We start from the raw sequence: 23,449 nt of genomic DNA, 5'->3' as shown, positions 1-23,449 counted from the left end.
CCCTACGTCGCCCGCCCCTGCAGGCCCTGCAGGGTGCGGGCGAGTTTTTTGGCCGAAACCTGGCGGCGGGTGCCCAACTCCTGGGCGAACAGCGAGACACGCAGTTCTTCAAGATCCCAGCGCAGGGACTGCCAGGCCGGCAACGCCGCTTCGCCGGTGGCGCGGGCGCGTTCAAGCGCATCGGCAAACGGCTTGAGTTCCAGCATGCGGGCCTGGTCGCGCACCGGGTCGCGCAGCGCCCGTTCGGCCCGCAGCGACAGGGCCTTCAGGTAACGCGGGTATTCCGACAGCGCCTCGGCCGGTGTTTCGCGCAGGAAACCCGGCGGCACCAGTCCGGCCAGCTGCGCCTTCAGGTCGTCGAGGTTGCCCTTGGCCCAGCCCAGCAGCGGTGATTCCAGCCGCGGCTTGATGTCGGCCACCAGACCCAGTATCTGTTCGGCCAGCTGCAGCCTTGCCATCGCTTCGGGGAACAGGCGTTTGCCCGCTTCGAGCAGCTGCGCACTGAAGGCCGACGGGTCACGCACGGCGCCCAGGTCGCCGTCGGTTACCGCCAGCAGCGCTGCGTCGGCGAGGTCGCTGCGCAGGTGTTCGTGCGCGGGACCCTGCCCCGGCGCCTGCTGGAAACCTTCGATGGTGGCGTACAGCAGCGCCAGTTTCGGGCTGACCGGTAATTGTTTGCGCGCCTGGCGCAACTTGTCGGCGAGCCCCAGGCGCAGCAGGCGGCGCACGCCGGCGGCATGTTCGCGCGCGGCTTCGTCGCGGTCGGCGAAAACGCTGAGCGAAACCGTGCCGCCCTGGTCCACCAGCGCCGGGAAGGCCGGCACGCCGGCGGCACCGGGCACCTGCACCGGGACCGGCGCATCGGGAAAACGGACCAGGCCCTCCTGCGCCAGGTCCTCGCCGGCCCGTTCGGCGAAGGCCTGTTCGGCGCGGTCGCCGAAGCGCGACTTCAAGGCATCGAGGTCGCGCGAGAGCGCCAACATGGTTCCATCGCGCTCGGCCAGGCGCAGGTTCATGCGCAGGTGCGGGTCCAGCGCCGACTCGTCGAAATCCAAGGCCGCCACCGGCGCGCCGGTGGCCTTGCCCAGGAAGCGCGCCAGGGTGCCGGCCAGGCTGTCGGCTTCCGGTTCCGGAAAGGCCTGGGCGAAGGCGCGCGCGAAGTCCGGCGCCGGCACGTAGTTCCGGCGCAGGGCCTTGGGAAGGCCGCGGATGAGCGCGGTAGCCTTTTCCTCGACCAGGCCCGGCACCAGCCAGCCCAGGCGCGTGGCGTCGAGCGCCATCAACAGGTGAAGCGGCACGTCCAGGGTGACGCCGTCCTCGGCGTGCCCCGGCTCGAAGCGATAGTGCAGCGCCAGGCGGGTATCGCCGATCGGGAAATATTTCGGAAAACGTTCGGCTTCGCTGCCCTCGCCCGGCAGAAGTTCGGCCAGCGGCCATTCCAGGACCTGCTTCTGCTCCGGCGCGAGCTTGCCGTACCAGGCGTCGAGACCGGCGACCGAATTGAGATCGGGCGGCAGGCGATCGAGGTACCAGCGCGCCTGCCAGTCTTCGTCGGCCACGAGACCAGCGCGGCGCAGCTTTGCTTCTTCTTCGCGGGCCTTTTCCAGCGTGGCGAGGTTGCGCTTGAGGAACGGCGCGCGGCAATCCACTTCGCCGGGCACCAGGCCCTGGCGGATGAACAGTTCGCGCCCCTCGGCCGGATAGAGGCCGCCGTAGTGAACGGGCTTTTTCGGCGCCAGCACCAGGCCGAACAGGCTTACCTGTTCGCTGCCGAGCACCCGGCCCTGGCTGCGCGACCAGTGCGGGTCGAAATGTTTGCGCGCCAGCAGGTGCGGCAGTTCGGCGATCACCCAGTCGGGCTCGATCTTCGCGGCCATCAGGCCCCAGACCTTCTGGGTGTCGAGCAGGGTGGCCACCAGCACCCAGGCCGGCGGTTGTTTCGCCAGCGACGAGCCGGGAAACAGCTGGAACTTGCGCTGGCGCGGTGCGTCGTAGATGCCCTTTTCGGTGCGGTGGCCAATTTGCGTAGGTAGGCCCGCGATCAGGGCGCGGTGCAGCTGGCGGTAAGCGGGGTTGGCCTCGGGCGCGGCCTTCCGGCGGCGCCCGGGGTCGGCTGAAACACTCCGCGGGCTGGTTCGCCCGCCATCCTCGTCCGGGGAAGATTGCACCTGCCCCCTGGCCGGAATGTTCCAGCCAAGCTCCTCGCAGGCCAGGCGCAGCTGCCGGTGCAATTCCCGCCACTCGCGCATGCGCAGGAAAGCCAGGAATCGTTTTTCGCACCAACCGCGCAACTTCGATTGCGTGAGGTCTTCGTGGGCTTCGCGGTAGGCGTCCCAGAGCGTGAGGATGCCAACGAATTCCGAGTTGGGGTCGGCGAATTCGGCGTGGGCGTTGTCGGCCTTCTCGCGGGCGTCGGCCGGGCGTTCGCGCGGATCCTGGATGCCCAGGAAACTGGCGATCACCAGAAGCTCGTGAAGCACGCCATGGCCACGCGCGGCGACCAGCATGCGTGCGAGCTTTGGGTCCACGGGCAGGCGCGCCATCTCGCGACCGATGGCCGTGAGCTGGCGCGTGTCATCGACGGCGCCGAGTTCGCCCAGGGTCTGCCAGCCATCGGCGATCGCGCGCGGGTCCGGCGGATCGATGAAGGGGAAATCCTCGACCCGGCCCAGGCCCAGCGTGAGCATGCGCAGGATGACGCCGGCCAGCGAGGCGCGCAGGATCTCCGGATCGGTGAAACGCGGGCGCGCCGCGAAATCGTCTTCGCTGTAGAGCCGGTAACACACGCCGGCGGCGATGCGGCCGCAGCGGCCCTTGCGCTGGTCGGCGCTGGCCTGGCTGACTGGCTCGATGTGCAGGCGGTCGAGCTTGCCGCGCGGACTGTAACGCTTCACCCGCGCCAGGCCGGGGTCGATGACGTAGCGGATGCGCGGCACCGTCAGCGACGTTTCCGCGACATTGGTGGCCAGCACGATGCGCCGGCCCGGACCGGGGTTGAACACCTTGTCCTGGTCGCGCACCGACAAGCGTGCGTACAAGGGAATCACTTCGGTCGAGCGGTACTTGCGCCGGTTGAGCGCGGCATGGGCATCGCGGATCTCGCGCTCGCCGGGCAGGAACACCAGGATGTCGCCCATCGGGTCCTGGCGGGTGATGTCGTCGGCCGCGGCCACGATCGCATCGGCCAGCGGCAGATCGACGGGCCCGGACCCGGTTTCCCCGTCCCGGTCCGGGGCGAAATAGCGCACGTCCACCGGGTAGCCACGGCCTTCGACATTCACCACCGGCGCATCGCCGAAGTGTTTCGCAAAACGATCGGTGTCGATGGTGGCCGAGGTGATGACCAGCTTCAGGTCCGGGCGCCTGGCGACCAGCTGCTTGAGGTAGCCGAGCAGGAAGTCGATGTTGAGGCTGCGTTCGTGCGCCTCGTCGATGATCAGCGTGTCGTACTTCGACAGCCAGCGGTCGGACTGGATTTCCGCCAGCAGGATGCCGTCGGTCATGAACTTGATGAAGGTGTCGTCGCCGACGTTGTCGGTGAAACGCACCTGGTAGCCGACCGCGCCGCCCATCGGCACCTGCAGCTCCTCGGCCACGCGCCTGGCGACCGCGCGCGCGGCGATGCGGCGCGGCTGGGTGCAGCCGATCAGGCCGGCGCCGCCGCGGCCGGCAGCCAGGCAGAGCTTGGGCAGCTGGGTCGTCTTGCCCGAGCCGGTTTCGCCGGCCACCACCACCACGGGGTGCTTGCGGATCAGTGCGACCAGGGTGTCGGCCGCGCGCGACACCGGCAGGCTGTCGTCGAAACGCGGCGTCGGCCGCTTGGCCTGGCGCGCCGCGAACGTGGCTTTCGCTGCGGCCAGGGCGGTTTCGTACGCTTCGCGCTTGCCGGCATCGTCGGGCGCCTTGCGCGCGGCACCGCGCAGGCGCAGCAGCCGGCCACGTTCGCGGCTGGGCACGGCGTCATCGGGCAAGGGCGGGAGCGGGGCCGGTCGGGCAGACATATAACGCCATTCTAACGTCGGCACGGGGAGTTCATCGGACTTCAACTTCCGCGGGAGTAGGCTGGTTGCCTTGGTTCAACCAGGGAGTCCCACCATGGCTTCAAAATCGAAAAAGGCCGCCGCCGCGCCCTCCGCGCCCGGCATCGACATCGGCATCAGCGAGAAGGACCGCCGGAAGGTGGCGCACGGCTTGTCGGCCTTCCTGTCGGACAGTTACACGCTGTACCTCAAGACCCACAACTTCCACTGGAACGTCACCGGGCCGATGTTCAACAGCCTGCACGCGATGTTCATGACCCAGTACACCGAACAGTGGACGGCGCTGGATGAGATCGCCGAACGCATCCGCGCCCTGGGTTTCCCTGCGCCGGGATCCTATGCCGAGTTCGTCAAGCTCTCGTCGATCAAGGAAGAACAGTCACCAGGCGGCCTGGACTGGACGGGCATGGTGCGCCAGCTGGTCAGCGGCAACGAGGCCGTGTGCCGCACCGCGCGCAAGGTCCTCAAGACCGCCGAGGCCGCCGGCGACGACCCGACGGTGGACCTGGCCACCCAGCGCCTGCAGGTCCACGAAAAATACGCCTGGATGCTGCGCTCGCTGCTCGAGTGAGCGGCCTCAGCGGCCGTTGGTCGCCAGCCTGTGGTCGAACACCGGTTCGACCCGGGCACTGAGCCGCAGATCGTCGATGCTGATTATCTCGATGCGGCCGAAGTGGCTGCGCGGCCGTGCGATGTCCTCGCCGGTCGCGGCCAGCATCAGGGCCTGGATCCACTCGGTGCAGTACATCGCTTCGCCACCGTCGTCGAGCCGGAAACGGCCGTCGAACGGGATGGCCTGCCAGCGCCGGTCACGCGCCAACGCCACGGTACGCGCGACTTGCGCGGGGTCCAGCCGGGGCCGGACCACCGCCACGCCGTGGGCGTCGGCGAGGAAATGCCGCAGGCTGTCCGTACGCACGCCCCCGACGCCGGTGCGGTCGTCGGCTTCGGTATGCACGACCTGCCAGCGGCCACCTTCGCGCACCAGCAAGCCGACATGGCTGAAAAAACCCTCGTCGCCGGAAGCCCCCGCGAAATAACCACTCCACAGCCCATTGCCGCGTCGGAACACCAGGTCGCCCGGCCGCAGCTCGCCCTGCCATGCGGCCAGGGGAACGACGTCGAGCAGGGCGGGCAGCGCCGGCGCGGCCGGAAGCCGCGCCGCCCCGGGCCCGGCCAGGACCACCGCCAGCATGGCGGCGGCCAGGGGGCCGGTCAGGCGCATGGCCCTACTTGTCCATGTTGAAGTCCAGCTTCCATTCGCCGTCTTCCTTCACCAGGGTGTCGGTTTCTTCCTTGCCCTCGGGATTGCGGTAGCGGACGGTGGCCTTGTCGCCCTCGATCTTGGTCTCGAGGATCTCGATCTCACCGGCCTTGCTGCACTCTTCCTTGATCTGGGCCTTCATCTGCTCGGCCTTGGCGGGCTCGGACATCACCGCCGCGATCATGCCCACCGCGGGCTGGGACTTCTTGGAGACGTACTTCTGCATCACCGACGGGTCGCCCGTGGCGCAGACCTCGGCCTGCATGTCGATGATGGTGTCGCCGGGCTGCTTGCCGCCGCAGGCGGAGAGGGCCAGCACGGCCGCGGCGAGAAGGGAGATCCGGATCGTATTCATGTCGTTCCTTTGTGGTTTTGGTCTTGGTCGAACGCCGTCGGAGCGTCCCGAGTCTATCCAACGTGAAGAAGGCGTGCGTCCGGACCCCTCCGGCACCAGCTAAAATGCCGGCATGACTTCCACCGCCCTTGATCTGCTGCGCCGCGTCTTCGGCCATGCCGAATTCCGTGGCCAGCAGGCCGCCGTGGTCGAGCACCTGCTCGACGGCGGCGACTGCCTGGTGCTGATGCCCACCGGCGCCGGAAAATCCCTTTGTTACCAAGTGCCTGCGCTGCTTCGCGAAGGCACCGGCATCATCATCTCGCCGCTCATCGCCCTGATGCAGGACCAGGTGGAGTCCCTGGAACAGCTCGGCGTGCGCGCCGCCTGCCTCAACTCCTCGCTGCCCGGCGATCAGGCCGCCCGGGTCGAGGCCCAGTTGCTCGCCGGCGAGCTGGACCTGCTGTACGTGGCTCCCGAGCGGCTGCTGACCGAACGTTTCCTGTCCCTGCTGGGCCGCAGCCGGCTGGCCCTGTTCGCGATCGACGAAGCCCACTGCGTTTCCCAGTGGGGCCACGATTTCCGGCCCGAATACCGCGAGCTGAACCTGCTGCACGAGCGCTGGCCCGACATCCCGCGCATCGCGCTGACCGCCACCGCCGACCCGCCCACGCGGCGCGAAATCGCCGAACGCCTGGACCTGCAGGACGCGCCGTGTTTCATCACGTCCTTCGACCGGCCGAACATCCGCTATCGGGTGGTGCTCAAGGACAACGCGCGCCAGCAGCTGCTTGATTTCCTGCAGCCACGACCGGGCCAGGCCGGCATCGTGTATTGCCTGTCGCGGCGCAAGGTGGAGGAAACCGCGGCCTACCTGTCCGCGCGCGGCATCGATGCCCTGCCCTACCACGCCGGTCTCGATGCCGGCGTGCGTGCAGCCAACCAGCGCCGGTTCCTGCGCGAGGAGGGCATCGTGATGGTCGCCACCATCGCCTTCGGCATGGGCATCGACAAGCCGGACGTGCGCTTCGTCGCGCACCTGGACCTGCCCAAATCCGTGGAGGGCTACTACCAGGAAACCGGCCGCGCCGGCCGCGACGGCGACCCCGCCGAAGCCTGGCTGTGTTACGGCATGGGCGACGTGGTGACCCTGGGCCAGATGATCGCCCAGTCCGGCGCCGGCGAAGACCGCCAGCGCCTGGAGCGCCGCAAGCTCGACCTGTTGCTGGGTTATTGCGAATCCACGCGTTGCCGCCGGCAGTCGCTGCTGGCGGCTTTCGGCGAGGACCACCCGGGCAACTGCGGCAACTGCGACAACTGCCTGGAGCCGCCCAAGACCTGGGACGGCACGGTGGCGGCGCAGAAGGCCCTGTCCTGCGTCTACCGCACCGGCCAGCGATTCGGCGTCACCCACCTGGTGGACGTGCTGCGCGGCGCCGACACCGAACGCATGCGCCAGCTGGGCCACGACCAGCTGAGCACCTATGGCATCGGCAGCGAACTGACGGCCCAGCAGTGGAAGGGCGTGTTCCGCCAACTGGTGGCAATGGGCCTGCTGGACGTGGACATCGAAGGCCACGGCAGCCTGCGCCTGACGCCCGAGAGCCGCGCCGTGCTGCGCGGCGAACAGGCCGTGAGCCTGCGCGAGGAAGTCGTGCGAAAGCGCGATCGCGAGCGCCAGGCCCGGGGGGCGCCGGTGCCGGTGCAACTGGCGCCGGCCGACCAGCCGGTTTTTGATGCCCTGCGCGAGCTGCGTGCCGCCCTGGCACGCGAACAGGCGGTGCCGGCCTACGTGATCTTCCACGACGCCACCCTGCGCACCATCGCCGAACGCCGCCCGGCCTCGCTGGCCGAACTGGGCACCGTCGGCGGCGTCGGCGCCGCCAAGCTCGAACGTTACGGCCCGCGCGTGCTCGAACTGCTCACCGACCTGTAGGCGCGCCTTCAGGCGCGCCCGCAACGGGATGGTTAAACTGGTGCGCCCAGCGCGCCAGGTTACCCCGCATGCTCCGCCAGACCCTGCTTGCCACCGCCCTGCTCTGCCTCGCCCCCTTGGCCCACGCGGGCTGCGGCGGCACCGCCACCGCACGTTCGGACAACGACGTCTACGGCCAGGCGGGACAGGACCAGGGGTATTCGGCCGCCTTCGCCTTCACCTGGGCGACGCCGACGGTGGCCCGCGCCGAGACCGGCTGCCTGCCGACGCTCGACCGCGCCACCCGCTGGCTGGCCTGGGGACCGGGCACGCACCGCAACCTGGTGCTGACCTTCCACCATTCGATCTATACGCCGACCGACGGGACCCGCGCCGACCTGATCCTGGACGACCGGCCCTACGCCGGCACGATGGTGCTGGGCATCGGCCAGCAGCTGCGCGACGGCGATCGCATGGCCGCCACCCACCTGCGCCTGGGCATCGTCGGCCCGTCGGCCCAGGGCGAAGCCGCGCAGGACAGCTTCCACCACCTGTTCGGTCGCGAACGGTTCAAGGGCTGGGACAACCAGCTGCGCGACGAACCCCTGCTGCAGCTCGCGCACGAACGCGCCTGGCGCCACCAGGCCGTGCCCGGCGACAGCGGCCTGGGCTGGGACCGCATCTGGTTCGCCGGTGGCGCCCTCGGCAGCCCGTCGACGTATGCGAATGCCGGCGTCGAGTTCCGGTTCGGCAGGAACCTGCCCGACGACTTCGGCTCCAATCCACTGCGCCTGGCCGGCGACGGCACGTCGCCCATGCACGGCGTGAGCGGCGGCGATGGATGGGACTGGCACTTTTTCGCCAGCCTGGAGGCACGCGCGGTGGCGTATGAGCTCACCCTGGACGGCACGCTGACCCGGGACAGCCATTCGGTCGACAGCCGCGCCGGGTATGCCGAACTTGGCCTGGGCGTGGTGCTGAGCCACGGTCCCTGGCGCCTGGCCGGTGGCCACTACCGTCGCAGCCGCGAATTCAGCGGCCAGCGGGAGGCGCCGGTGTACGGCAGCCTGAGCCTTTCCCGCCGCTTCTGAGACAAGGCAGGAGCGCCCTCAGGCGCGGACTTCTTCGCGTCTGAGGGCGCTCCTGCAGGATGGGGCTGTGGGCCGTGAAGGATTCGAACCTTCGACCAAAAGATTAAAAGTCTTCTGCTCTACCAACTGAGCTAACGGCCCACCGGGGAAAACAAGGCGCGCAGTTTACCGCATCATGCGCGCGGCGCGTAGCGCGTGGGGTCGGCCAGGCCGGCGGCGGCGAAACCCTCGGCCCGCAGGCGGCAGGCATCACAATGGGCGCAGGCGCGACCCTGGTCGTCGGCCTGGTAACACGACACCGTGCGCGAGAAATCCACGCCCAGGCGGACGCCTTCCCGGGCGATGTCGGCTTTTGACAGGCGCATCAGCGGGGCATGCACGCGCAGGGCGTGGCCCTCGACGCCAGCTTTCGTGGCCAGGTTGGCCAGCCGCTCGAATGCCTCGATGAAGGCCGGCCGGCAGTCGGGATAGCCGCTGTAGTCCACGGCATTGACGCCACAGAACAAATCGTCCGCGCCCAGCACTTCGGCCCAGCCCAGGGCGATCGACAGCATGATGGTGTTGCGCGCCGGCACATAGGTGACCGGGATGCCCTGGCCGCCCTGCTCGGGCACGTCGATGTCGGCGGTCAGCGCCGAACCGCCGATGCTGCGCAGGTCCACGGTGACCACCTTGTGCTCGGCGCCGACAGACGTCGCCAGTTCGGCCGCGGCCGCCAGTTCCGAGGTGTGGCGCTGGCCGTAGGAAACGCTGAGCGCATGGCAGGAAAAACCCTGCTCACGCGCCATCGCCAACACCACCGCCGAGTCCATTCCGCCGGACACCAGTACGACGGCGCGCTTCTTGTTCTGGTTCATCGCAGATCCAATCTCGATTTCACTTACCGGCGACATCGCCCCACAGGACCTTGTGCAGCTGGAGCTGGAAGCGGACCGGGAGTTTGTCGGCCAGCAGCCAATCGGCCAGTTCGGAGGGTGATTGCTGGCCCTGGCTGGGCGAGAACAGAACGTCGCAGCGATCGGCCAGCGCGTGTTCCGCCAGCATGCCCTTGGCCCAGTCGTAGTCGGCGCGGTCGCAGATGACGAACTTCACCTGGTCGTGGGCCGTCAGCAGCGGGATGTTCTCCAGCAGGTTGCGGTGCACTTCCTTCGAGCCGGGCGTCTTGAGGTCCAGCACGCGGCTGACGCGCGGATCAACGCCGGAAATGTCGATCGCACCCGAGGTCTCCAGCGAAACGTCGTAGCCGGCATCGCAGAGTTTTTCCAGGAGGACCAGGCAACGCTTCTGCGCCAGGGGCTCGCCGCCGGTGACGCAGACGTGGCGTGCGCCGTGCCGGGCGACCTCGGCCAGGATGGTGTCGATTTCCCACCACTCGCCGCCGTGGAAGGCGTAGGCGGTGTCGCAGTACTGGCAGCGCAGCGGGCAGCCGGTGAGGCGCACGAACACCGTCGGCCAGCCCACCGAGCGCGCCTCGCCCTGCACGGACAGGAAGATTTCGGTCAGGCGCAGACGGTCGGCGGCCGGGGTATCCATGGCGGTGTCCGGCCTGGCGCCGGGATCAGCGGTTTTCGAGCGCGAGCGTGCGCAGGCGGCTCTGGGCCTTGGCGGCGGCTTCCGAGCCCGGGAAACGGGTCGATACCTCGCGCAGGGTGTCTTCGCCGGCGGCACGCTGGTTCAGCGCGACCTGGCAATAGCCGACCTTGAGCAGGGCATCGGCTTCCTTGCGCGAGCCCGGGTGGGCGGCGAGCAGTGTCTGGAAGGCTTCCAGGGCCAGGTCGTAGTTCTGGGTGACGTAATAACTCTCGCCCAGCCAGTACCAGGCATTGGCCACCAGCGGGCTGGCCGGATAGTCGCGGATGAAGGCCTGGAACAGGCGCGCCGACTGGTCGGCTTCGAAACGTTCCACCAGCGCGTCGAGCGCGGCCTGGTAGGCGGCTTCTTCCGCGGCCGGATCGGCCGGGGCGCCAGCGACCGGTGCCTGGTCAACGACGGTGGGCCCGGCTTCCGCGGGCACCGGGGCGGCGGCTCGCGGCGGATCCGCCGGGGCCGGGGAATTGGGGGTGGCAGCCGCGGGCGTACCGCCCTCGAGCCGCTGCAGGCGACTGTCGAGGTCGACGTACTGGTCGCGGTTGCGCTGCTTGAGCTGCTCGATTTCGTGCGTGAGCGTCTCGATCTGGTTGCGCAGGCCCGACACTTCGGCCTGCAGCTGGGTGATGCGGTTCTGCGCTTCGAGATTGGCCTGGCCGGCGCTGCGGTTCTCCGCATTGGCCTGGTTCTCGAGCAGGGTGACGCGTTCGGCCAGGCTGAGGCGCTGGGCCTGGGCCGGGGTGGCCGAAGTGGCCGCCACGAGGGCGGCCACCACGGCCAGCACGCAGACAATGTGCTGGCGAGCCATCACTTACTTGGCGGTGTAGACGATTTCGACGCGACGGTTCTGCTGCCAGCAGGACTCGTTGGAGGTGTTGCAGGTCGGACGCTCTTCACCGTAAGAAACGACGGTGATCTGGCCGGCCGAACCACCCGCACCCTGCAGGGCGCCGGAGACGGCATTGCCGCGGCGCTCGCCCAGGCCCAGGTTGTACTCGCGGGTACCGCGCTCGTCGGCATTGCCTTCCAGCGTGACGCGGGCCTGGGAGCGGTCGTTCAGGTACTTGGCGTGGCAGGCCATGATGGCCTGGAACTCCGGACGCAGGGTGTCCTGGTCGAAATCGAAGTAAACGGTACGCTGGCGCAGGCAGGCATCGGTATCCAGGTCGGCCGGGGTGTAACGACCGTCGGAAACCGGCGCCGTGGTGGCCGGGGTGGTGTCGACCGGCGCCGTCTCTTCTTTGACCTTCTTGGTGCAGGCGGCGAGAGCGACACAGATCGAAGCAGCGAGCAGCACGCGGGTGGTGGTATTCATGGCAAAGCCTCTTGGGGTTCTCGGATGCAGTGGTGACGCTTTTTTTTGGAAGGGCCCGTCCTACTTGAATCTACCTCTGCCGGTACGGTGACCAGGCGGGCTCCCGGACGTCACCATCGGCCAAAACCAGACGCTGCCTCACTCGACCGTCCGCCGACACGGCGTACAGCACGCCACGGGACCCTTCCTTCGTGGCGTACAGCAGCATGCTGGCGTTGGGGGCGAAACTGGGAGACTCGTCGAGGTTGCCCGGCGACAGGGTCTGCCAGCGCCCGGACCCGCCGAAGCTGCGGTCAAGAACGGCAATACGATAAACGTTTCCACCGCCCTGTGCCATAGCTATCTTCTTGCCGTCAAAGGAAATACTGGCCTTGGCATTGGAGTCGCCCTGGAAGCTGACGCGGGTCGCGTCGCCGCCGCCGGCGGGCACCTGGTAGAGCTGTGGCTTGCCGGCGCGGTCCGAAGTGAAGATCAGGGACTGGCCGTCCGGGGTCCAGACGGCCTCGGTATCGATACCCCAGTGGCGCGTGACCTGGGTGAGGTTCTTGCTGGCCAGGTCCATCACGTAGATCTCGGGATTGCCCGAGCGCGAGAGGGTCAGGGCCAGGCGGCGGCCATCCGGGGAGAACGAGGGCGCGCCGTTGATGCCCTTGAAGCTGGCCACCACTTCGCGGGCGCCGGTGGCGATTTCCTGGATGTAGATGGTGGAGTTGCCGCGTTCGAAGCTGACGTAGGCCAGCTTGCGGCCGTCCGGACTCCAGGATGCCGACAGCAGCGGTTCGCGCGAGCGCACCACGGTCTGCGGATTGAAGCCGTCGGAGTCGGCGATCATCAGCGAGTACTGGGTGTTGGCGCCGACGCCATTTGCGGTGACGTAGGCGATGCGGGTCCAGAAGGCGCCGCGCACGCCCAGGATCTTTTCGTAGATCTGGTCGGCGATCTGGTGCGCGACGTCGCGCATGCCGCGGGCACGGCCACCGACGGCCAGGCCCAGCAAGCGCTCCTGCTTGGCCACGTCCCACAGTTCGTATTCAACGCGGTAACCGCCGTCCGGATTGTCCAGCACCCGGCCGACCACCACGAAGTCCTGGCGCAGCACGCGCCAGGTCGGGAACTTGATCTCGGAGCCACGCAGGGGCTTTTCGATCACGTCCTGCTCGGCCAGGGCGCGAAACTGCCCGGAGCGGTTGAGGTCGGCGCGGATCACCGCGGCGATGTCGGTATCGGGCGCCACCGACGTCCCCAGGTAGGGCATCGGGACGACGGCGATGGGCAAGGCGGCTTCGTTGCCGGTGACCACGCCGATGTCCAGGCCCTGGGCGCGGACCTGGCCGAAGGGAAGCAGCAGCGCGAGCGCCAGGAAAGTAAGTAAACGCATCATCGGCAGGCCTCTTCGGGGTAGCAGAACGTCAGGGTGACTTGTCGCTCGAACACGGGTTTGAACTCTTCATAGGGCATCGGCGAACGACGCAGGGCGCGCTCCACCGATTCCCGTCCCTGGGCGTCGAAGGGACAGCTCAGGAACGCAACATCAATAACCTCTCCGCCGGGTATTTGGGTGAAGCGCACCTGACAGCGGGTGCGTTCGGGCGCCAAGACCCGGTTCCAGTTGTTCTGCGCCGTCTGCAGCATGGCCAGGGCATAGCGGGCCCGCAGGTCGGTGTCGGTGCCATTGTTGCCGCCGCTGGCCTGGGCCGGCGCCGGGCTGGGGCGCGGCTGCGGAGTGGGCGGGGCCTCGCGGTCCGCCAGCTGGCGCAGGCGCTGCTCCTCGAGCCGCGTGCGGCGCTCGGCGGCCTCGCGCTCGGCGCGCAGGGCTTCGAGCTGCTGGCGGCGCTGGCGCTGGCGCTCTTCGACTTCCTGCTGGCGTTCGCGTTCGGTCAGGTCGATCTGCTCCTGCCGGCGGCGCGCTTCCTGCTCCTCGCGCTCGCGGGCCTGCTCCTGCTCCAGCGCCAGGCGGGCCACGGCTTCCTGCTCGGTGGTATCGGGCTTGGGAATCGGGGCCTGCGGCGCCGGCTGGGTTTCGATGGGGGCGTCCTGCGGGCGGGGCACCGGGACTGGCTGCGGCGGCGGGGCCATCTCCAGTTCGGCGCGCGGGGCCGGCTTGGGCGCGGCCTCCGCCGTCTGTTCGGCCTGGCTGATGTCGGCGCTGGAAATGACCAGCATGGCGTCGAGCACGGGCCCGGCCACCGACACCTGCTGCGGCGGCGGCTGCAGCCAGCCCGCCACCAACAGCAACAGCGCGACGCCGACATGCAGCGCCAGCGCCATCAGCACCGGGCCGCCCAGGTCCTCGCGGGTGTCGCGCAGCGGCAGTGCGTCAGCGTGCATTGGCCTCCGGCGGCTGGCCCATCAGGCCCACGCGCGGCACGCCGGCCTGCTGCAGCAGCACCATGGTGTCAAAGACCAGCGCGTACTCGGCGTCGCGGGCGCCGGCGACGAACACCGGCACTTCCGGGTTCTGTTTGACGAAGGCGGCCAGCTTGGCCTGCAGGGTGGTGGCGTCGATCGGCTCGGCATCGGCCGACTCGAGCTTGAGCGAGTACTCCCCGGCGGCGTTCACCGTGACCACCACCGGCTCCTTCTGCTGCTGGATCGGCTTGGCCTGCGCCTGCGGCAGTTCCACGTCCACGCCCAGGCTCAGCAGCGGCGCGGTGACCATGAAGATGATCAGCAGCACCAGCATGACGTCGATGTAGGGCACGACGTTGATGTCGGCCTTGAGCTTGCGCTTGTGGCGGCGGGTGATGGTGGCGGACATGCGTCAGTACCTAACGTGGGACCGGGGGAAACGGGGTTGCCCGCTTATTCCTCGATGTGGGTCTGTCGCTGCAGGATCGAGGAAAACTCCTCGGCGAAGGATTCGTAGCGCACGCTCAGGCGTTCGACCCGGGTGGCGAAGCGGTTGTAGGCCCAGACCGCCGGGATGGCCACGAACAGGCCGATGGCGGTGGCGAACAGCGCTTCGGAGATGCCCGGCGCCACGGCCGCGATCGAGGCGCTCTGTTCGGTCGAGAGGCCGTGCATGGTCACCATGATCCCGAACACCGTACCGACCAGGCCGACGTAGGGCGCGGTCGAACCGATGTTGGCCAGCAGCTCGAGGTTGTGTTCCAGGCGGTCGACTTCGCGGGCGAAGGTGGCGCGCATGGCGCGCTGGGCCCCTTCGAGCTGGGTGCGGCCGTCCAGGCCCTTCTTCTGGCGCAGGCGGGCGAACTCGCGGAAGCCGGCCTCGAAGATGGCCTCAAGGCCCGACACCACCCGGTTGCGGTCGGTGGCGCTGCGGTAGAGCTGGGTCAGGTCGACGCCCGACCAGAAGCGCGACTCGAACTCGTCGGCTTCGTCGGTGGCCTTCGAATACACCCGGTTCTTGCGGAAGATGATGACCCAGCTCAGCACCGAGCCCAGCAGGAGCAGCAGCACGATCATCTGCACCGGCAGGCTGGCGTGCAGCATCAGCTGCAGGTAGCTCAGCCCGGCGCCGGAGCTGGCGGCAGCGGCCTCGCCGGCGGCCGGCACGGCCTCCACGGGCAGCTCGGTCACCGGGGCGACGGCGAGGATCAGGGCGGTGGCAAGCGACATCGGCGGGACTCCGGATCAGGGGGTGTCCGCGAGCAGCCACTCGGGCAGCGCGCGGGGTTTGAAGCTCGAGGCCACCAGGCAGGCGGCGCGCACTTTCGCGCCGACCAGCACCTGGTTGCCGCGGGTAATCTGCTGCGCGAACAGCAGGCTGGCGGGCCGGCGTTCAAGCAGTTCGACGCTGGCCTGCAGTTCATCGTCCAGGCGCGCCGGTTTACGGAAATCAAGGTTCATGTCGCGGATCACCAGCACCAGGTCCTCGCGGTCCTTGAGCTGTTGCTGGCCCAGGCCCATGGCGCGCAGCCATTCGGTGCGGGCGCGCTCGAGGAACCGGACGTAGCTGGCGTGGTAGACCACCCCACCCGCGTCGGTATCCTCCCAATACACCCTTATCGGGAAGCTGAACGCCGGTTTCATGGCGCTTCGAACAGGTCGTCGGGCGCCGGGGCCTTGCGGGGCGACTTGAGCCCCAGGTGGGTATAGGCCTTGTGGGTGGCCATGCGGCCGCGGGCCGAGCGCACCAGGTAACCCTGCTGGATCAGGTAGGGCTCGATGACGTCCTCGAGGGTGCCACGCTCCTCGCTCAGGGCCGCGGCCAGGGACTCGACCCCGACCGGGCCACCGTCGAAGTTGTCGATGATCATCTGCAGCATGCGCCGGTCGAGCTGGTCGAAGCCCTCGGCATCGATCTTGAGCATGGCCATGGCCTGGTCGGCCACGTCGCAGGTGATCACGCCGTTGGCCCGGACCTGGGCGAAGTCGCGCACCCGCCGCAGCAGGCGGTTGGCGATGCGCGGGGTGCCGCGGCTGCGGCGGGCGATTTCGCTGGCGCCGTCGGGCGCGCATTCGATGCCCAGGATGGTGGCCGAACGCCGCACGATGCGGGTCAGTTCCTCGGCGCTGTAGAACTCCAGGCGCTGGACGATGCCGAAGCGGTCGCGCAGCGGCGCGGTCAGCAGGCCAGCGCGGGTGGTGGCGCCGATCAGGGTGAAGGGCGGCAGGTCGAGCTTGATCGAGCGCGCGGCGGGGCCCTCGCCGATCATGATGTCGATCTGGAAGTCTTCCATGGCCGGGTACAGCACTTCCTCGACCACCGGGGACAGGCGGTGGATCTCGTCCACGAAGAGCACGTCGTGCGGCTGCAGGTTGGTCAGCAGCGCGGCCAGGTCGCCGGCGCGCTCGATCACCGGACCGGAGGTCTGGCGCAGGTTGACGCCAAGCTCGTTGGCGATGACGTGGCTGAGCGTGGTCTTGCCCAGCCCCGGGGGCCCGAAGATGAGCACGTGGTCCATGGCCTCGGACCGGCCCCGGGCGGCCTCGATGGCGATCTTCAGCTGTTCCCGGACCGGCTGCTGGCCCAGGTAGTCGTCCAGCCGCTTGGGCCGGATGCTGGCCTCGGCGAGGTCGTCTTCACGGGTGGCGGCGGGGGCGATGACGCGGGTGTCTTCCATGGGCCACGATTATGGCAGGGAAGCCTTGTGGGAGGGACTCAGCCCCTGAGGACCGAGCGCAGGGCCTTGCGGATGATGTCCTCGGCGCTGTCGCCGGGTTCGGCCTGCTTGAGCATGCGCTGGACCTCGGCGGGTTTGTAGCCCAGCTGCTGCAGGGCCACCGACGCTTCCGAAGCCGGATCGGCGGGGACCGCGCCACCGGCGCCGGCCAGCACCGCGCCGCCGCCGGCGAAGTCGGCCGCGCGGTCGCGCAGCTCCACCACCATGCGTTCGGCGGTCTTCTTGCCGATGCCCGGGATCCGGGTCAGCGCGGTGATGTCGCCGGACTGCACCAAACGCGCGAAGTCGTCCACGCTGGCGCCCGAAAGCACCGCCAGCGCGATCTTGGCACCGACGCCGGTGACCTTCTGCACCTCGCGGAACAGGCGGCGCTCGGCTTCGGTGAGGAAGCCATACAGCGCCACGCCGTCTTCCTTGACCGCATAGTGCGTGGACAGCGTGACTTCGCGCCCTACTTCCGGCAGGTCGTAGAACGTGCTCATCGGCGCCGAGAGTTCGTAGCCGACGCCGTTGACGTCCACCATCAGCTGCGGCGGCGACTTGTACACCAGCGTGCCTTTCAGGCGACCAATCATCGGCGTCTCCTCAGCAGGGCCGCGGTCAGGCCCGTGCGGCCCGCCGTGGCGCTCATGTGTGCATGGGTCAGGGCCACCGCCAGCGCGTCGGCGGCGTCGGCCTGCAGCTTCTTGTCGGGCAGCGACAGCAGCAGGCGCACCATGTGCTGCACCTGGTCCTTGTCGGCCGCGCCGTTTCCCACCAGGGATTGTTTGATCAGCCGCGGCGCGTATTCGTGCACCGGCAGGCCGCGGCGCACGACCGTTGCGATGGCCGCGCCGCGGGCGTGGCCGAGTTTCAGCGCCGAGGTGGCCGACTTGGCCATGAAGACCGATTCGATCGCCACCACGGCCGGCTTCCATTCGGCCAGGATGTCCTCGAGGTCGAACACCAGCTTGCCGAGCCGGGCCGGGAAATCATCGGTGTCCTGCAGCAGGTTCAGCGCCTGGCAGTGCACGTAGGTGCTCCTGCCCGACGCATCCACGTCCACCAGGCCGATGCCCGTGCGCTGGGAGCCCGGGTCGATGCCGAGGATGCGGGTCACGTCCAGGCGGCATCGCCCAGGTCGGCGTTGTGGTAGACGTCCTGCACGTCGTCCAGGTCCTCGAGCATGTCGAGCATCTTCTTGACCTGCAGCGCCACCTCGCCTTCGACCTTGCTGTCGTTTTCCGCGCGCATGGTCACCTGCGCATCCAGCGCCACGTGGCCGGCCGCGGCCATCGCCGCCTTCACTTCCTCGAAGGCTTCGGGCGACGTAATCACTTCGATGACGCCGTCGTCCGGGTAGCTGGCCACGTCGTCGGCACCGGCCTCGATGGCGGCTTCGGTGATGGCATCTTCGCTGCTCTCGGGCCCGAAGCTGAGCACGCCGAGCTTGCGGAACATGAAAGCGACCGAACCATCCGTGCCCAGGTTGCCGCCGCATTTGTTGAAGGCGTGGCGGACGTCGGCCACGGTGCGCACCTTGTTGTCGGTCAGGCAATCGACGATGACCGCGACGCCGCCGGGCGCGTAGCCCTCGTAGCGGATTTCCTCGTAGCTCACGCCCTCGAGTTCGCCGGTGGCCTTCTTGATCGCGCGGTCGATGACGTCGCGGGTCATGTTCACCGCCAGCGCCTTGTCCACCGCCACGCGCAGGCGCGGGTTGGCCTTGGGATCACCGCCCCCCAGGCGCGCGGCGGTTGAGATCTCGCGGATGACCTTGGTGAAGACCTTGCCGCGCTTGGCGTCCTGGGCGTTCTTGCGCCCTTCGATGGCCATCAATCTGCCCATGAACCCGACTCTTTGTGCTGTGGCGAAGCCGTGATTATACGGCCCGCCCCCCGACCGCAGCCGTCTTCAGGCCGGGAAGCGCCCGTCGCGAAGGAATCCCGCCGCCAGGTCGCCCACGCGCGGGTCCAGCAGCAGGCCCGTGTGGCTGTCGGGCAGCACCCGGTGGTCGGCCAGGCCGGGCAGCCGGGTTTCCCACACCGCCACGGTGCCATCGTTGAGGCCGTCGAAGTCGCCGAAGTACTTCCCCAGGCCCATGGGCTTGCTGCCGGCGATCACCGCCACGTCCCGGCCTTCGGGCAAGGCATGCAGGCCGCTGCGCAGCAGGGTGCCGCTGCGGCCCAGCCAGAAGCCCAGGTGGTGGCGCGCCAGGCCGCGCGCGGCGCTGGAGCCGGCCAGCGGCGAACCCAGGCACAACACGCGGCCCGGCGGCAGGCCGGCGTAACTTGCGACGGTTTCCAGGGCCACGAGGCCGCCCAGGCTGTGGCCGACCAGGTGCACGGGACCGTCGGCCAGCGCCAGCAGGCGGCTGGCCAGCCTGTCGACGCTGGGCGCCGGCCCGTGCAGCAGGCTGGCGTAGTCGAACACTTCCGCGCGGTAGCCGAACCGGCGCAGGCGCCTGGCCAGCGGCCACAGCGTCAGCCCGCGCATCCACACGCCGTGGAGCAGGATGACGCGGTCGCCGGTGGGGGCCGCGGCTGCCAGGGTCTCAGTCCTTGGCGGCCGGGGCCTTGGGCACCGCGCGCACGTGCACTTCGGCCAGCTGCACCTCGGGCACCGGCGACGGGGCACCGGTCATCAGGCATTGCGCCGTGGTGGTCTTGGGGAAGGCGATGACGTCGCGGATCGATTCGGTGCCGGCCATCAGCGCGGCGATGCGGTCGATGCCGAAGGCGATGCCGCCGTGCGGCGGCGCGCCGTAACGCAGGGCGTCGAGCAGGAAGCCGAACTTCGCCTCGGCCTCTTCCGCGCCGATGCCCAGCAGGTCGAAAACCGCGCTCTGCATGTCCGGACGATGGATACGGATCGAACCACCGCCGATTTCGTTGCCGTTGAGCACCATGTCGTAGCCGCGCGAAACCGCGATGCGGGCATTGGCCTTGAGCTCGGCGATGTCGTCGATGGCCGGCGCGGTGAACGGGTGGTGCAGCGCGACGAAGCGGCTTTCCTCCTCGTCCCACTCGAACATCGGGAAGTCGGTGACCCACAGCGGCTTCCAGGCGTGCTGGACCAGGCCGAAGTCCTTGCCGGCCTTGAGCCGCACCGCGCCCATGAAGTCGCAGACCTTGTTGTAGGCGCCGGCGCCGAAGAAGACCATGTCGCCGGCCTGGGCACCGGTGGCCTGCAGCAGCGCGGCGAAGGCGGCTTCGTCGAAGAACTTGGCGATCGGCGAGTTCACCGCGCCGGCCTCGTCGAGTTTCGCGTAGGCCAGGCCTTTCGCACCGTACTTGGCGGCGTGGGCGGCGTATTCGTCGATCTGCTTGCGGCTCAGCGACGAACCGCCGGGAATGCGCAGCGCGGCGACGCGGCCGCCATCGTCGTTGGCGGCGTCGGCGAAGACCTTGAAGCCGCAGTCCTTCACCAGCCCGGCCACGTCCACCAGTTCCAGCGGGTTGCGCAGGTCGGGCTTGTCCGAGCCGAACCGCCGCATGGCCTCGGCCCAGGTGAGGCGCGGGAAGCTGGCGTCGAGCTCGACGTCGATCACTTCCTTGAAGACTTCGCGGATCATGCCTTCCACCGCGTCCTGCACGTCCTGCTCGGACACCCAGGCGAACTCCATGTCGAGCTGGGTGAATTCAAGCTGGCGGTCGGCGCGCAGGGCCTCGTCGCGGAAGCAGCGCGCGATCTGGTAGTAGCGATCGAAGCCGGCGACCATCAGGATCTGCTTGAACAGCTGCGGCGACTGCGGCAGCGCGTAGAACTCGCCCGCGTGCATGCGCGCCGGCACCAGGAAGTCGCGCGCGCCTTCGGGCGTGGCCTTGGTGAGGATGGGCGTTTCGATGTCCTGGAAACCGCGCGCGTCCAGCCACCGGCGCAGCGACTGCACCAGGCGGATGCGGGTGCGCATCATCTTCTGCATTTCCGGGCGGCGCAGGTCGAGGTAGCGGTACTTGAGGCGGATGTCCTCGCCGGCGTTTTCGTGCGCGTGGAAGGGCAGCGGCTCGGCCTTGTTGAGCACTTCGATGGCGGTGGCCACCACTTCGACCTTGCCGGTGCGGATGCGGTCGTTCACCGAGTGGCGCGCGCGCACGGTGCCGGTGATGCGCAGGCAATCCTCGTAGCCGACGGCGGCGGCGGCCTTCACCACCGCGGCGTTGCCTTCGGTTTCCGCGGGCTCGGCCACGACCTGGACGATGCCTTCGTGGTCGCGCAGGTCGATGAAGCAGACGCCGCCCAGGTCGCGGGCGACATCCGCCCAGCCGCAAAGGGTGACGGTCTGGCCGATCATGGACTCGTCCACGAGGCCGCAGAAATGGCTGCGCATGCTGGCTCCGGAAATCATGGCGCGGGGGCGGGACTCCGACCCCGGAAAAGCCCGAAATTGTAGGTCCTGGGCAGGTTCCCGGGCAAATCGGGCCAGCGCGGCGCGGGCGCGCTTAGTCGTGACCCCACGGCGCCGGCGGCGGCTCGACCGGCTTGCTCAGGTCGAACTCGACCTGGAACAGGCGACCGCCCGGGCGGGAGAGTTCGTAGAGGAAACGCCGGCCCGGTTCGACTTCCATCGCCCAGGTGTTCTGGATCGAGGCTTTCAGGCCTTCGCGGCCGAACATTTCCACCGAGTCGGCATCCACCGGGAAAGCCTGGCGGACCGCGGTGCCGGCGTCGTCGGTGTCGCCGCCGTACAGGGTGACGGCGTCCGGGCTGCCGTCGGCGTGGCGGTGGTCGTGCTTGAGGCGCAGGCCGGTAGCCGTTCGGGTGATCACCCAGGTGCGCGAATGGTCGTCGCCCACGTGGAAAGGCACCTTCAGCTCGGCCGCCGAGCATTCGCGCACGTGCATCACCAGCGGCTTGCCGGCGAAGGGGTCATCCCCTTCCGGTGGCGGTTCGTCGGCGACGATGCGGCCGGCGAAGGCCTTGCCGCAGTGTTCGGCCAGGCGCGCCATGAAGGCGTCGGCGGGTGCCGGCGCTTCCGGGGCCGAAGCCACCGCATCCGCGGCCGGCGACGACGCGGCCGGGGCCTGGGGTTCGGCCGCACAGGCGGCCAGCAGCAGGAAGCAACAAAACAGCAGGGGGGGCGTGGTCTTCATGCCCCGACCCTACCCCGCGGCCCGGAAGCCCGGCAAGGACTCAGGCGGCGGGCTTGGGCTCGGCCTTGGCCGCCGCCGGCTTGGCTTCGGCCTTCGAATCGGCCTTGGCTTCAGGCTTGCTGGCCGGCTTGTCGCCGCCGTCGGCGAGGTTGCGCTTCTTGTCGCCGTCCTTCTTGAAGTCGGTCTCGTACCAGCCGCTGCCGGCCAGCCGGAAGCTGGGCGCGGTGACCTGCCGGCGCACCTGCGCCTGGCCACATTCCGGGCAGTCGACCGGGTCGGCGTCGGACAGCTTCTGCAGCCGGTCGAAGGCGTGGCCGCAGGCGCTGCATTCGAAGGCGTAGATGGGCATGGATCGGTTCCAATGAAACAGAGGGGGACCGCGCATTAGTGGGGGGACCGGACGGCGATTCAAGCCCTGTAATTTTTCCCATTCATATCAATATGTTACAATCGCCGACTTGCTTGCATCGGGAGTAGTGATGATCCGCGTGGTCCTGCCGCTGGCCGCCCTGCTGGCGGGCGTGGCCCTGCTGCTGGCCGGCAGCGGCCTGCTGGGCACCCTGCTGGCCGTGCGCGGTGGCATCGAGGGTTTCGACGACCGGACCCTGGGCCTGGTGATGTCGGGCTACTTCGCCGGGTTCTTCATCGGCACCTTCCTGGCGCCGCCGCTGGTGCGCCGGATCGGCCACATCCGCACCTTCGCCTTTTTCACCGGGCTGGCGGCCATCGCCGTGCTGATGCACCCGATCTTCGTGACCCCGCCGGCCTGGTTCGGCCTGCGACTGGTCACCGGCATCGCCCTGGTCGGCCTGTACACCGTGATCGAGAGCTGGCTCAACGCCCAGCCCGACCCGGCCCTGCGCGGCCGCATCTTCACGATCTACATGGCCGTGAACCTCGGCGCGCTGGCCCTGGGCCAGTTGCTGCTGGGCCTGGGCGAGGACGGCGGCTTCATGCTCTTCAGCCTGGTGGCCATCCTGATTTGCGCCTCGGCCCTGCCGGTCACGCTGACCCGCCTGGCCCAGCCCAGCATCCCGCCCAATGCCCGGCTGGGGCTGCGCCGGCTTTACGCCATGGCGCCGGCGGCAACCCTGGCCGCCGGCATTTCCGGGCTGGCGATGGGCGCGTTCTGGGGCCTGGGGCCGGTATATGCCGGGCAGCTGGGCTTCGACCGCGAGGGCGTGTCGCACTTCATGGTCGCCACCATCCTGGGCGGGGCGCTGCTGCAGTGGCCGGTGGGCCGGCTGTCGGACCGGGTGGACCGGCGCATCGGCCTGGCCCTGGCCTGCCTGGCGGCTGCCGGCGTGTCGGTGCTGGCCCTGTTGGCCGGCGACTGGGGGCCCTGGCCGGTGTACGCGCTGTTTTTTGCCTTCGGCGGCCTGGCGTTTTCCATCTACCCGATGAGCGTGGCGCACATGCTCGACACGCTGCCGCCCGAAGACCTGCTGTCGGGCTGTTCAAGCCTGCTGCTGGTGCACGGCATCGGCGCGGCGCTGGGCCCGGCGATCGCCGGCGAACTGATGGCCCGGCACGGGCCCGGTGCCCTGCCCGCCTATTTCGCGGCAGTGCTGGCGGCGCTGGCGATGTTCCTGCTGCTGCGCCTGGCCGCGCGCCGCGGCCGGGCCCACCCAACCCCGTTCCACCCGATGCTGCGCACTACCCCGGCCGCCCTCGAGCTGCTGCCTGAAACCCAGACCGAAGCCGACCTGGCTTCGAGCAACAAGGAAACCCATTGAGCAACCAG

24 protein-coding genes and 1 tRNA gene are annotated in these 23,449 nt (G+C 69.0%); 4 read left to right on the top strand and 21 right to left on the bottom strand.

Annotation, left to right across the window (positions count from 1 at the left end; all coding sequences use genetic code 11):
* Positions 1 to 2: 2 nt before the first annotated feature.
* Positions 3 to 4,001: an ATP-dependent RNA helicase HrpA gene (hrpA, locus tag ACYVJH_RS12970; protein WP_460455067.1), complete on the bottom strand. Its 3,999-nt coding sequence runs from the start codon at positions 3,999 to 4,001 to the stop codon at positions 3 to 5.
* A gap of 94 nt (positions 4,002 to 4,095) precedes the next feature.
* Between hrpA and ACYVJH_RS12965 the strand changes: the two genes are divergently transcribed.
* Positions 4,096 to 4,611, top strand: coding sequence for a Dps family protein (locus tag ACYVJH_RS12965; protein WP_460455066.1), 516 nt, complete (start codon positions 4,096 to 4,098; stop codon positions 4,609 to 4,611).
* Between the two features lie 6 nt (positions 4,612 to 4,617).
* On the opposite strand, the gene ACYVJH_RS12960 is transcribed toward ACYVJH_RS12965, so the two are convergent.
* A complete protein-coding gene (locus ACYVJH_RS12960; protein WP_460455065.1) occupies positions 4,618 to 5,265 on the bottom strand; it encodes a YiiX/YebB-like N1pC/P60 family cysteine hydrolase in 648 nt (215 codons plus the stop codon).
* Positions 5,266 to 5,269: 4 nt separating this feature from the next.
* Positions 5,270 to 5,659 carry a DUF4878 domain-containing protein gene (locus tag ACYVJH_RS12955; protein ID WP_460455064.1) on the bottom strand — a complete coding sequence of 130 codons (390 nt, stop codon included), beginning with the start codon at positions 5,657 to 5,659 and terminating at the stop codon, positions 5,270 to 5,272.
* Positions 5,660 to 5,771: 112 nt separating this feature from the next.
* Here ACYVJH_RS12955 and recQ point away from each other — a divergent pair, with 112 nt between their 5' ends.
* Together recQ and ACYVJH_RS12945 are read left to right on the top strand one after the other, a co-directional pair.
* On the top strand, positions 5,772 to 7,574 hold the full coding sequence (gene recQ / locus ACYVJH_RS12950) for a DNA helicase RecQ (RefSeq protein WP_460455063.1): 1,803 nt from the start codon (positions 5,772 to 5,774) through the stop codon (positions 7,572 to 7,574).
* 68 nt (positions 7,575 to 7,642) lie between these two features.
* A complete protein-coding gene (locus ACYVJH_RS12945; RefSeq protein ID WP_460455062.1) occupies positions 7,643 to 8,644 on the top strand; it encodes a lipid A deacylase LpxR family protein in 1,002 nt (333 codons plus the stop codon).
* Between the two features lie 68 nt (positions 8,645 to 8,712).
* On the opposite strand, the gene ACYVJH_RS12940 is transcribed toward ACYVJH_RS12945, so the two are convergent.
* From ACYVJH_RS12940 to ACYVJH_RS12855, 18 genes are all read right to left on the bottom strand, one after another.
* A tRNA-Lys gene (locus ACYVJH_RS12940) sits at positions 8,713 to 8,785 on the bottom strand.
* Between the two features lie 32 nt (positions 8,786 to 8,817).
* A complete protein-coding gene (queC, locus tag ACYVJH_RS12935; protein ID WP_460455061.1) occupies positions 8,818 to 9,501 on the bottom strand; it encodes a 7-cyano-7-deazaguanine synthase QueC in 684 nt (227 codons plus the stop codon).
* 19 nt (positions 9,502 to 9,520) lie between these two features.
* Positions 9,521 to 10,177 carry a 7-carboxy-7-deazaguanine synthase QueE gene (queE, locus tag ACYVJH_RS12930; protein ID WP_460455060.1) on the bottom strand — a complete coding sequence of 219 codons (657 nt, stop codon included), beginning with the start codon at positions 10,175 to 10,177 and terminating at the stop codon, positions 9,521 to 9,523.
* Positions 10,178 to 10,202: 25 nt separating this feature from the next.
* Positions 10,203 to 11,039, bottom strand: coding sequence for a tol-pal system protein YbgF (ybgF, locus tag ACYVJH_RS12925; protein WP_460455059.1), 837 nt, complete (start codon positions 11,037 to 11,039; stop codon positions 10,203 to 10,205).
* A 3-nt stretch (positions 11,040 to 11,042) separates the two neighbouring features.
* Positions 11,043 to 11,546, bottom strand: a complete 504-nt coding sequence (pal, locus tag ACYVJH_RS12920; RefSeq protein WP_460455058.1) for a peptidoglycan-associated lipoprotein Pal — start codon at positions 11,544 to 11,546, stop codon at positions 11,043 to 11,045.
* Positions 11,547 to 11,616: 70 nt separating this feature from the next.
* Positions 11,617 to 12,927 carry a Tol-Pal system beta propeller repeat protein TolB gene (gene tolB, locus ACYVJH_RS12915; RefSeq protein ID WP_460455057.1) on the bottom strand — a complete coding sequence of 437 codons (1,311 nt, stop codon included), beginning with the start codon at positions 12,925 to 12,927 and terminating at the stop codon, positions 11,617 to 11,619.
* Complete coding sequence (locus tag ACYVJH_RS12910; RefSeq protein ID WP_460455056.1) at positions 12,924 to 13,874, bottom strand: cell envelope integrity protein TolA; 951 nt, start codon at positions 13,872 to 13,874, stop codon at positions 12,924 to 12,926. Before ACYVJH_RS12910 ends, tolB begins: the two co-directional genes overlap by 4 nt.
* Positions 13,864 to 14,304 (bottom strand): protein TolR, encoded by a 441-nt coding sequence (gene tolR / locus ACYVJH_RS12905; RefSeq protein WP_460455055.1) that lies wholly within the window; start codon positions 14,302 to 14,304, stop codon positions 13,864 to 13,866. Before tolR ends, ACYVJH_RS12910 begins: the two co-directional genes overlap by 11 nt.
* A 44-nt stretch (positions 14,305 to 14,348) precedes the next feature.
* Positions 14,349 to 14,999, bottom strand: a complete 651-nt coding sequence (tolQ, locus tag ACYVJH_RS12900) for a protein TolQ (RefSeq protein WP_460455218.1) — start codon at positions 14,997 to 14,999, stop codon at positions 14,349 to 14,351.
* A gap of 141 nt (positions 15,000 to 15,140) precedes the next feature.
* The gene (gene ybgC, locus ACYVJH_RS12895) at positions 15,141 to 15,539 is read right to left on the bottom strand and encodes a tol-pal system-associated acyl-CoA thioesterase (protein ID WP_460455054.1); all 399 of its coding nucleotides are present in this window, start codon (positions 15,537 to 15,539) and stop codon (positions 15,141 to 15,143) included.
* On the bottom strand, positions 15,536 to 16,573 hold the full coding sequence (ruvB, locus tag ACYVJH_RS12890; protein ID WP_460455053.1) for a Holliday junction branch migration DNA helicase RuvB: 1,038 nt from the start codon (positions 16,571 to 16,573) through the stop codon (positions 15,536 to 15,538). Before ruvB ends, ybgC begins: the two co-directional genes overlap by 4 nt.
* A gap of 38 nt (positions 16,574 to 16,611) precedes the next feature.
* Complete coding sequence (ruvA, locus tag ACYVJH_RS12885) at positions 16,612 to 17,208, bottom strand: Holliday junction branch migration protein RuvA (RefSeq protein ID WP_460455052.1); 597 nt, start codon at positions 17,206 to 17,208, stop codon at positions 16,612 to 16,614.
* Positions 17,205 to 17,732 (bottom strand): crossover junction endodeoxyribonuclease RuvC, encoded by a 528-nt coding sequence (ruvC, locus tag ACYVJH_RS12880; RefSeq protein WP_460455051.1) that lies wholly within the window; start codon positions 17,730 to 17,732, stop codon positions 17,205 to 17,207. Before ruvC ends, ruvA begins: the two co-directional genes overlap by 4 nt.
* Entirely contained in the window at positions 17,729 to 18,460 is a 732-nt protein-coding gene (locus ACYVJH_RS12875; protein WP_460455050.1) for a YebC/PmpR family DNA-binding transcriptional regulator, read from the bottom strand. The genes ruvC and ACYVJH_RS12875 overlap by 4 nt, the downstream gene beginning before the upstream one ends.
* Positions 18,461 to 18,526: 66 nt before the next feature.
* Positions 18,527 to 19,162, bottom strand: coding sequence for an esterase/lipase family protein (locus ACYVJH_RS12870; RefSeq protein ID WP_460455217.1), 636 nt, complete (start codon positions 19,160 to 19,162; stop codon positions 18,527 to 18,529).
* Between the two features lie 4 nt (positions 19,163 to 19,166).
* Positions 19,167 to 20,942 (bottom strand): aspartate--tRNA ligase, encoded by a 1,776-nt coding sequence (gene aspS / locus ACYVJH_RS12865; protein WP_460455049.1) that lies wholly within the window; start codon positions 20,940 to 20,942, stop codon positions 19,167 to 19,169.
* Positions 20,943 to 21,054: 112 nt separating this feature from the next.
* Positions 21,055 to 21,705 (bottom strand): hypothetical protein, encoded by a 651-nt coding sequence (locus ACYVJH_RS12860; protein WP_460455048.1) that lies wholly within the window; start codon positions 21,703 to 21,705, stop codon positions 21,055 to 21,057.
* A gap of 40 nt (positions 21,706 to 21,745) precedes the next feature.
* Entirely contained in the window at positions 21,746 to 22,054 is a 309-nt protein-coding gene (locus ACYVJH_RS12855; protein ID WP_460455047.1) for an FmdB family zinc ribbon protein, read from the bottom strand.
* 130 nt (positions 22,055 to 22,184) lie between these two features.
* On the opposite strand from ACYVJH_RS12855, the gene ACYVJH_RS12850 reads away from it, so the two are divergent.
* A complete protein-coding gene (locus ACYVJH_RS12850; RefSeq protein ID WP_460455046.1) occupies positions 22,185 to 23,441 on the top strand; it encodes an MFS transporter in 1,257 nt (418 codons plus the stop codon).
* The last annotated feature ends 8 nt before the right edge of the window (positions 23,442 to 23,449 follow it).

This window comes from Arenimonas aestuarii, assembly GCF_054781715.1.
The sequence above is the reverse complement of the archived record's forward strand: the minus strand, read 5'-3'. Positions and strand labels throughout refer to the sequence as shown.